This window comes from Xanthovirga aplysinae, assembly GCF_009711365.1.
GTDB lineage: Bacteria > Bacteroidota > Bacteroidia > Cytophagales > Cyclobacteriaceae > Xanthovirga > Xanthovirga aplysinae.
Window position 1 is genome coordinate 1 of sequence record NZ_SMMB01001174.1, and the last position, 10214, is coordinate 10214.

Annotated in this window: 7 protein-coding genes; 2 read left to right on the forward strand and 5 right to left on the reverse strand. The window is 37.0% G+C overall.

The genetic code is table 11. The features are described 5' to 3' along the window. On the forward strand, nt 1-1388 hold a 1388-nt coding region (locus E1171_RS15500), incomplete at its 5' end, for an amidohydrolase (protein ID WP_222931517.1). Nucleotides 1389-1448: 60 nt separating this feature from the next. Here the strand turns inward: E1171_RS15500 and radA are convergent. From radA to rbfA, 5 genes are all read right to left on the reverse strand, one after another. Continuing rightward, nucleotides 1449-2831, reverse strand: coding sequence for a DNA repair protein RadA (gene radA, locus E1171_RS15505; protein WP_155206958.1), 1383 nt, complete (start codon nt 2829-2831; stop codon nt 1449-1451). Nucleotides 2832-2899: 68 nt separating this feature from the next. Next, nucleotides 2900-3340, reverse strand: a complete 441-nt coding sequence (locus E1171_RS15510; RefSeq protein ID WP_155206959.1) for a YtoQ family protein — start codon at nt 3338-3340, stop codon at nt 2900-2902. Between the two features lie 53 nt (nt 3341-3393). After that, nucleotides 3394-6327 carry a DEAD/DEAH box helicase gene (locus E1171_RS15515; RefSeq protein WP_155206960.1) on the reverse strand — a complete coding sequence of 978 codons (2934 nt, stop codon included), beginning with the start codon at nt 6325-6327 and terminating at the stop codon, nt 3394-3396. Nucleotides 6328-6684: 357 nt separating this feature from the next. Then, nucleotides 6685-7908 carry an ABC transporter permease gene (locus E1171_RS15520; RefSeq protein WP_155206961.1) on the reverse strand — a complete coding sequence of 408 codons (1224 nt, stop codon included), beginning with the start codon at nt 7906-7908 and terminating at the stop codon, nt 6685-6687. A gap of 105 nt (nt 7909-8013) precedes the next feature. Continuing rightward, nucleotides 8014-8421 (reverse strand): 30S ribosome-binding factor RbfA, encoded by a 408-nt coding sequence (rbfA, locus tag E1171_RS15525; protein WP_155206962.1) that lies wholly within the window; start codon nt 8419-8421, stop codon nt 8014-8016. Between the two features lie 115 nt (nt 8422-8536). Here rbfA and E1171_RS15530 point away from each other — a divergent pair, with 115 nt between their 5' ends. Then, nucleotides 8537-9958 (forward strand): DUF6427 family protein, encoded by a 1422-nt coding sequence (locus E1171_RS15530; protein ID WP_155206963.1) that lies wholly within the window; start codon nt 8537-8539, stop codon nt 9956-9958. Nucleotides 9959-10214: the final 256 nt, after the last annotated feature.

A 10214-nucleotide genomic window follows, 5' to 3' on the forward strand; every position in this document is an offset into this window, starting at 1 on the left:
GGGAAGGCTATTCTCAACAGTTGACAAAGAATCTGGAAAAGGAATTAAAGGGCAAGAAGGTCCTCACGAAAATGAAAGATAAACTTATTAAGAATGCTACCATTCTTACAATGAACTCAGAAAGTGAAATCATTGAGAAGGGTTATATAATTATAAAGGACAATAAAATAACAGAAATCGGGGAGGGTGAACCTCCCAAATTTTCAGGGCTCACCATTGACGCCAAGGGTCAGTTTTTGATGCCTGGATTTGTTAATACCCACTCCCATATCCCAATGACTATATTTAGGGGAATAGCCGATGATCTGCCTTTAGAAGAATGGTTAAATAATTACATTTGGCCTGTTGAAAATAAATTTTTGACGGAAGAAACTGTGGCTCTTGGAACTCGTCTAGGCCTTGTTGAGATGATTCGATCAGGAACCACCTGCTTTAATGATATGTATTTCTATACCGAATCCATTGCACAAGAGGTTGAAAGTGCCGGAATGAGAGCAGTTATTGGAGAAGGGCTTTTGGAATTTCCTACAGCTAGTTACCAAACTATTGAGGAGGCTTTTGCTATCACAAAGGAGTTTATTGAAAAGTGGAATGGACATGAAATAATTCATCCGGCAGTTTCCCCACATGCTATCTACACCAGTAGCCCTGAAACTCTTAAAAAAGCCTATAACATAGCGGAAAGCTATGATGTGCCTTATCATATTCATATATCAGAGTCTCGCAATGAAGTAGAGCAGGCCAAAAAAGAAAAAGGGGAAAGCCCGGTGCAGTACCTTGATCGATTGGGTGTATTAAGTGAACGAACTATTGGTGCACATTGTGTTTGGTTGGATGAGGACGATATGGTAACTTTTCAGAAAAGAGGAGTTAATGTTTCTCATAATATTTCAAGCAACTTAAAGTTAGCCAGCGGAATCGCCCCTATACCACAATATTTGGATAAAAATATCAATGTGGCCATTGGTACAGATGGTGCTGCCAGTAATAACAATCTGGATATGTTGGAGGAAACTCATTTGGCGGCCCTGGTGCATAAAGGAAATAGTTTGGACCCCGAGGTGGTCGATGCCTTAACTGCTATGAAGATGGCTACTATTAATGGAGCAAAGGCTTTGGGGCTTGAGAAAATAACGGGTTCGCTGGAAGTTGGAAAAAGGGCCGATATGATTCTTATCGAAACAAACCACTCCTATATGGTTCCTAATTACAATCCTTATTCTACATTAATATATTCAGCCAATTCCGGTGCAGTTAGCACTGTTATGGTGGATGGAAAACTTTTAATGCATGATAAAAAGTTAATGACATTAAATGAAGAGGCTATTTTTGAGGAAGTCAATCATTTAAAACAAGCAATTCAAAATAGCCTTAAGAAGAGTGAATAATTAATAGTTAAGAGTTAATAGTAATTAAGGATTTCCCTGTTACTATTAACTCTTAACTTTTTAAAGTAGTTCTCTGAAAATCTCTTCTAACTTTCCAAATGCCTTGATTTTAATGTTGAATTTGGAATAGTCAAGTCCTTTTTTGTTGTATCGGGAGATGTAAATTTCCCTGAAGCCCAATTTTTCAGCTTCAGATATCCGTTTTTCAATATGATTCACTGCACGGATTTCCCCTCCCAACCCAACTTCTGCAGCAAAACAAACATCATCGGCAATTGGTCGGTCCTCAAATGATGAAACAATGGAAGCACAAACCGCCAAATCAATGGCGGGGTCTTCTACTTTTAACCCTCCTGCTACATTTAGGAAAACATCTTGAATGCCCAGCCGAAAACCCCCTCTTTTCTCTAGGACAGCCAGTAACATGTTTAATCGCTTGGCATCAAAGCCTGTGGAGCTCCTTTGTGGAGTGCCATAAGTAGCTATACTTACCAGGGATTGAATTTCTACTAAAAGTGGGCGATTTCCTTCCAGTGTAGCCCCAATGGTAATTCCGTTTAGCTCACTGTCACGTTGTGAGATCAATATTTCAGATGGGTTGGACACCTGTCGTAAGCCATTGTTGAGCATTTCATAAATACCTAGTTCGGAAGTGGAGCCAAATCGGTTTTTGGTAGTCCGTAAAATCCGGTAGGCCATATGGCGGTCACCTTCAAATTGCAAAACCGTATCCACCATGTGTTCAAGCACTTTTGGCCCAGCAATGGAACCATCTTTAGTAATATGTCCAATTAGAAATACTGGTGTGGCTGATTCTTTGGCAAACTTCATCAATTCGGCTGTGCATTCCCGCACTTGAGAAACACTACCAGCAGCAGATTCCACATAGGGGGTATTCAAAGTCTGAATAGAATCAATGATCAATACCTCAGGTTTAAGTAATTCTATCTGTTTGAAAATATTTTGAGTGGAAGTTTCGGTAAGGATAAAGCAATTTTCTGATCTCACATTCATTCGCTCAGCCCGCATTTTGATTTGATGCTCACTTTCCTCTCCCGAAACGTATAGCACCTTTAACGCATTTAGGCTAAGAGCAATCTGCAGCATTAAGGTGGACTTTCCAATACCAGGCTCTCCACCAATTAGCACTAAGGAACCTGGGACGATCCCCCCTCCTAGTACCCTACTTAATTCTCCATCACTAAAATCAATCCGCTTTTGTTCTTGATAATTGATTTCCTCTAATGTCCTGGGGCGACTATGAGAATTTTCTCCCCTAGAACTTTCTGTTTTCCAGGCTACCTTCCCTTTTTCTTCCTTTTGAATAACTTCCTCCACATAGGTGTTCCATTCTCCACAGGAAGGACACTTCCCCACCCATTTTGGGGATTCTACTCCACAGTTTTGACAAAAAAAGGCGGTTTTAACTTTAGTTTTAGCCAAAAGATTAGTTCTTGAAAAGTGAAAATTGATTAGAAAATATTCAGCTTTCTAGTTGAAAGTTGTTTCCATCATTCAAAAATATATTGTATAGCTTGAATGGCCTGAGCTGGCGTTTCAACTACCACCTGGGCACGATTGGAGATTTCTTTAAGGGCATGATGGTTGGCCTTGTCACGAACCAATATGAGTGGCTTACCTAAAGCAATGGCAATTCCACAATCCATAGCAGTATTCCATTGCCGGTATTTGTCTCCAAATAAGGCTACCACAACATCGGATTTTTCTAGATGTATTCTGGTTCGAAGATTATTCATTTGAGAGGCCATCTCATCTTTAAAATTGGGACTGGGTTGTTCCCCTAAGATCGTCTCGCCGATAGCATCTGAACGATCATGTTCTTCCATTGGAGCCTCAAAACGGATTGGAAGATTCAGTTCTTTGGCTTTTTGTCTAAATTCATCACGCCAGTTATCATGAATTTGACCGGCTAGGTAAACAGTGAGTTGCATAATATTTTAGTTATAAAGGAAGAGGCCTTCATTGTTAATAAAAAATTAATCTATTAATCCAGCAAGGCCATGATGTCATCATTGGTCAGGTTTTTTACGAAGCTTTCTTCCGTGGTTATTAATTCGTTGGCCAATTTTAACTTTGAACGTTGCAAGGCAAGGATCTTCTCTTCAACAGAATCTTTTGTGATAAATTTGTAGGTAAAAACTTTGTTCTGTTGACCAATTCTATGGGCACGATCTACCGCTTGAGCTTCAATGGCGGGATTCCACCAAGGGTCAAGAATAAATACATAGTCAGCTTTAGTTAGGTTTAGTCCCAGCCCACCAGCTTTTAATGATATTAAAAAGATTTTTAAGTTCTCATCATTTTGGAATCGCTCAACTTGCCCTTTGCGGTTTTTTGTAGCTCCATCCAAATAGGCATAATCCACTCCTTCCTCTTGAAGGAAATTTTTTACTATAGTGAGGTGCTTTACAAACTGGCTAAATATCAACACTTTATGTCCTTCTTTTATGGCATGTCGAAGCATACGGGTCATATTATCCAGTTTTCCCGAATCTTTTTGATAATCCTCTTCTACCATTAAGGGGTGATTAGCAATTTGTCTTAAACGTGTAAGTCCTTGGAGTAGAAGTAGTTGTGAATTATTTCTTCCTTTAGCCTCAATAGACTCCAGAATTTTATCCCTGTAAAATGACCTTGCTTCTTCGTATTTTTCTTCTTGTGCCTCGGTCATAGTACAATACTGAATATTTTCTACCTTTTCTGGTAATTCAGTAGCTACCTGTGACTTATGTCTACGAAGAATAAATGGTTTAATAATGGAATATAACTTATTGGTTTTTTGCTCATCATGTTTTTTCTCAATAGGCAGCAGGAATTCATTTCGGAAAAACGGCTGAGAGCCTAGCAAACCAGGGTTAATAAAGGTCATTTGAGACCATAAATCCAGGGTAGAATTTTCCAATGGGGTACCTGTTAAGATTAGGCGATTCTTGGAGTTTAATTCTTTTACCGCTTTGGCAATGTTTGAACCAGGATTTTTTATGGCCTGAGATTCATCCAAAATAATATAGTTGAATGCATAAGATTTAAGAATATCCTTATCCAAACGTGTAATTCCATAGGAGGTAAGAACCAGGTCATAGTTTTTAAACTGTTCAGGATCTTTTTGCCGCATTGTTCCGGTATAAACCAAAACTTTTAGTTCCGGGGTAAATTTACTGGCTTCCATCTCCCAATTGTAAATCAAAGAGGTCGGCATTACAAGCAAAGAAGCGGCCATATTTCCTTTTTGCTTTTCTGCTTGAAGCATAGCTAAGGTTTGAACGGTCTTTCCAAGACCCATATCGTCGGCCAGACATCCTCCAAATTTATATTGATTTAAAAACCGTAACCAATTGTATCCTGCTTTTTGATAGGGTCTTAATTCTCCCTTAAAGCCTTCAGGCAATAGGTATTCATCGATTTCCTCAAAACCTCTTAGCTTTTGAAGCTTTCGGTTCATGGTCACTCTGGCTAATTCACCATTTTCCAGTTCCTGAATTAATGAAAGGTGGTGTTTCCGAAGTGATAATTCTCCATTGGCGTTATCATTTTTCTCCTCCATAAAAGCGAAGAGTTCTGAGTATTCCTTAAACCACACTTCAGGAATTACAGCTATTTCTCCGTTGGGAAGAATAATCTCATGCTGTTTGGCAAGAATTTTTTCTCTTAATTCTAAAAATGGAATCTCATAATTCCCAAAACGCACCACGGCATGAATATCAAACCAATCAATATTTTCCCTTACTTCAATATTAATTGAGGACTGTCCCAGAAAATATCTTTTCTCTCCTTTATTTATTTGTTGAATTCGGATACCTTCCTTTTCTATAAATTCTTTTTGTGTGGCTAACCAGGAAAAAGCTTGCGATTTGGATAAAGTTAACCTTGATGTGTGGAAGTGTAGCCCGGTATTTTGAAGTTTATCGATCAGTTCTTTTTCAAAATCAACATCTCTACGAATTTTGTGGAAAATGTATTCCTCTCCGATTTTTTCCACATAAACATTGGTAGAAGCAGACTGATTAGCATCAAAGCGGTAATCTCCGTACAAAAATGATAATTCAAATAAGATTTTATTTTCTTCCACCACCTGTTCTTTCACCTGACTATCAAATAATTGTGGGGAAGAGGAAGCCACCAATTCAGAAAAAGTTACTTGAGGAACTGCCTGATAGGATTCAGAATGAATAGTAAATCCTTTGGCATAAACATCAAATGACGCAACTAATGGCGCAACAAATTTTTTAAAATAGGTTTCTTCTACTTTTTTAGGAATAACAATAAATTTCTTAAACAGAAATGGTTTTAGTTTGAGCCCGTCCACATTTTTTTTGAAGTGGTATAATTTGCCATTTAATACCATCCAGGCAGGCTTATTACAAACTAAAAATGCATCCTGATATTGAAAGTTGAGCTTCTCACCGGCATACTTTATTGTGGGGAAATAATGTGTATTGTCTTCATTACGCCTAAAATGAAACAAAACGGAGGCTTTCTCTGACATTACCTCAATAGGTTTTCCAACAGGTTCTCCATCATTACTCATTTCAAAGAGCAATTTTCCGTGGAGACGTTCAAGAATCCTTGCACGAAGGGTTTCCAAATAATCCTGGATTTTTTCCTGTAGGGGTAAATTTCCTTTTTCCTTATCGTATACCTTAAAGAAAAAATCTTCGGCTTTAATTTTCTTTTTATAAAATAGCTTGATAACGGACTCCTGTTGCATGGAATCCATTAGTTCAATTAATTCAAAATCCGCATGGTCAAGTCCTTTAGCAAACTCTTCAGCATTTTTGGAAGAAATATTTTGGTGTGCAAATGAAAGCCTTCCTTTTTCATCCAACTGCACAACAAACGACTCAAACAAGTAGCCCAAATACTCGTGCTGGAAAAGAGAATAAATAATTTGGAAGGGTTGAGTAGTTGAAACCTTCATAATAAAAAAACAAATTCACTACAGCCTGAATTAAAGGGATTAAACTTTAGCTTCAGACGACAAAATAACTGATTGCCAAGCCTTAATATTAACACTTTTCTGGAAGAAGGCCCACATTTTAGTTAATTAAAAACACGCGAATGTAATAATAAATCATAAAACGGTTAAATGGCGCTTGGATTTCCTTTGGTCTTAAAAAAATTATAATATGTTTTTCAAAAAGAAGTAAGGACCTTAACAAATTAAAGGATGGTAATTAAGATTTGCAAAAGACAAATGTCAAAATGTGAAAACTATGGTCTTTTGAGGTGGGTAATTAAATAAAAAGTGCCCTGACTTTATAAATTGAAAATCAATTTATAAGTAAGTGTTTATTTCTGTTTTAGTTGCAATGTGGGCAGGTCGGTAGGAGGCCAAAAAAGTTATGACAATAATACTAATAGAGGTATAAAGAAAGTCCAAGGCCTGCATTTTTACAGGATATGCATCAACTACTCCTGTTTGCATACCCATGGAGATTAAACCGAAAGTTTGTTGTAACCAGCAAACCAGTAGCCCTAAAATTAGCCCTAAAAAGGCCCCTGTGAAGGAAATTAGTGCCCCTTCGAACAGAAAAATACGACGAATGGTCTTGTGGTCAGCTCCCATGGAATAAAGAACAGATATATCTTTCTTCTTCTCTATGGCTAGCATACTTAAGGAAAAAAACGTATTAAAGGATACAATCCCCAGAATAAAAGAAAGTATAATAAATACAAATAGCTTTTCGATCTTTATGGCCCTTAGAATACTGGCGTGTTGTTCATCTCGGGTTTGAACTTTAAAATTAGATCCTAAAAGTGTAGACAGAAGGTCTTTTACCTCTAAAATATTGGCCTCATTTTTTACTTTGATCTCTAAAGAGGTCCTTTTATTTCCTGTTTCACAAAGTTCTTGGGCAAAGTCAAGGGGAACAAACATAAAGTCGTCATATGCCCTTTCAATATTAAATACTCCTGAGGGTTTTATTAATTTACGGTTGGTGAGTTTTGAAGGGTCAGTAGTGCCTCTGATTTTTCCTTTCTTCGGGTAATAGACTTGTAGCGTATAAAAATCACTTCCCATAGCCACCCCTAAAGTATAGCGGATACCGATACCAATTACTGCATAATTTATATCCTTTTCTTCAAGCTTAAATTCGCCATTAATAATAGCTTTATCGATATGCTGTTGTTGGGTATAGTTGGGGCTAACACCTTTCAGTTTGACAACCTGCTGAGCGTCTTTGTATCGAACAAGGGCATTATCTTCTATCACCTCGGTAACTACCTCTACCCCTTCTGTATTTTTTATCTGCTCCAAAAAGGGTTCGTTCACCTCAAAAAATTTCCCTTTTACAGCTTCTACTTTTAAATCCGGATCAAAGGTTCCGTAAAAAGAACGGATCATTTCTTCCAAACCATTGAAAACCGATAGAACAATTACAAGGGCCATGGTTCCAACAGCTACACCTACCATTGAAATATTGGAAATGATGCTGATGAAGTTCCTTTTTTTCTTGGACCGGAAGTATCGACGCGCTATAAAAAGTGAAAGATTCAATTAATTAATAAGCTAAGAGTTAAGGTTTGTCAATGAGGAATTAAGAATCAATGAAGTGCATATTGTATTCCATTCTAACTCTTAATTCCTAATTCGAATTAATTATCAGTCTTCCACATCATCTTCTAAATTGTAGGCATCCATACCTTTTTCCTGCCCCTCCTCTGGAATATCCAAATTAGAAAGAATCTCTTCTATTCTTTGGGCATTTTTCCCACCTTCATCAATTTTAAAAACTAATTCAGGAACAATTCTTACCTGTTTTCCAATGCGTAACCCCAATTGCTTTCGAATTTCTTTTTTATGCGCATTGACCTTTTCCAGCATTTCCTTGGTATTTCCAGCAAGCATAAAACTTAACCAAACCCTGGCCACCGAAAGATCTGGGCTTATTTTGACTTCGGATACGGTAATAAATGTACTCCCAAATAAATGTCTTGTATCTTTTTGAAAGATATCTCCCATTTCACGCAAAATCAAACGAGAGAATTTTTGTTGTCTTTTTGTTTCCATAAGCGAAATGCAAATTTTGCATTTATTTTGTATTTTTCCTTACTATTGGCTTAAATTCGTGACTTTCAATAGCATTTTGTTAAACTTTTTCGTCTGAAACCAAACCTCGGTTGTTTTGCTTAGTTTTTTTCGAATCAATGATCCCTTCCGCTTAATTTTTATTTTTGGCCTTTTGTTGGTTTTTCGTTTACCGGCAATTGTCCATGGCCTTCCACTAAGTTTACTGGAGTTAAACTGGATGCTGGTGGGAGAAAAAATGGCTGAAGGAAAAGCTCTTTATTCTGAAATAAGAGATACAATTGCCCCTCTTTCTGCATTTGTTTATGGTTTAATGGATTCTTTATTTGGTCGATCTCAACCGGCATACCAGTTAGTAAGTTTCATTTTGGTGTTTTTCCAATGCATCTTATTTAATAATATTCTCATTGAAAGTAAAACCTTTAGTCAAAACACCTATGTGCCTGCGTTAATATACGCAGTGCTCATGTCCTGGTTTTTTGACTTCTACACCCTGTCGCCTCAATTAATGAGTATGACTTTTGTGCTTTTAACAATAGGAAATATCCTTCAACCCATTGATCGACAGATAAAAGATGGTAAAATATTGCGAACAGGCTTTTCATTAGGTTTGGCTGGCCTTTTTTATTTGCCGTCCCTCTTTTTTGCATTGGCAGTAATTCTTGGTTTTTGGTTGTTTACCGGAGTAAAGGGCAGACAACAACTCCTGTTTTTTTACGGGTTGCTGCTTCCTGTTGCAGTTTGTGTGGGCTATTACTACTGGCAAGGAAGCATGGAGGATTTAGGAGTTAGCCAGATTTATGCTCTTTTTCAGTTTGGGACTAAGAATTATCTCAACTTAAATGGGTTCATGTTTATTTCCATCGTCCCTTTGTTGTTTGTTTTACTCTCTATTTTTAAGGCAAATGAAGGGGAAAGAGCGACCAATAATCAGTCTCGTTATCAACAATTAATGTTTCTCTTGTTGATTTGTGGGTTACTAGCTGCTTTTATCGTAAAAGAAAAGAGCCCGGTAATCCTCATTTTGCTTGTGCCTTCAATTACTTATTTTTTGAGTCGTTATTTTTTAGCGATCCAAAAAAGATGGATGGGGGAAGCTTTGTTTTTGATGTTTACATTGGGAGTTTTATTGATCAATTACGGAAGCTTGTTTCAATTGGCTTTCCCGGGAAAGTATGTGAAAATGGAAAATCTGGTTGTACAACCTACTCCCTGGGATGATTTGGTGAAAGGAAAAAAAGTTTTGATGATGGGCGATAAACTGGATGTGTATAAAGATGCTAGTTTAGCCACCCCTTATCTTAATTGGCCGTTGGCAGCTTTACAATTTGATCATCCGGACTACTACGATAATCTCACTTCTATTTACAATAGCCTTCAGCAAGATACACCGGAGGTTTTGATTGATCCTGAAAACCGATATCAGGATTTATTGGAACGAATGCCTGGTATTCTAAAAAATTACCGGTATGAACAGTTTAATGAAAATGGGCTTTATTTGCTTAAAAATAAGCAATAGATGTTTTGGCTATTGAGTAAAATCCTTTCTTTTTTTCTTTTATTTTTCGAATAACTTTTAATTTTAAATTTTAAGCCTTAAAAACAGCTGTTGGCCCTTCAGTTCTAAATTCCTGATAAGTCAATAATTTTTTTGTTAATTCTATTCAAAATTTTCAGGTGATGTTAATATGTTGTTTTTGATTTCTATTGAATTAATTTTATAAAAGGTAAATTCTTTTTACGGCGATAAATTTTATTTTTTAACCTTTTTGTTG

What these genes read in the sequence shown, in the direction of transcription:
- E1171_RS15510 (WP_155206959.1), bottom strand. Translation starts at nt 3,340, where the DNA reads ATGCAACTCACTGTTTACCTAGCCGGTCAAATTCATGATAACTGGCGT.
- E1171_RS15515 (WP_155206960.1), bottom strand. Translation starts at nt 6,327, where the DNA reads ATGAAGGTTTCAACTACTCAACCCTTCCAAATTATTTATTCTCTTTTC.
- rbfA (WP_155206962.1), bottom strand. Translation starts at nt 8,421, where the DNA reads ATGGAAACAAAAAGACAACAAAAATTCTCTCGTTTGATTTTGCGTGAA.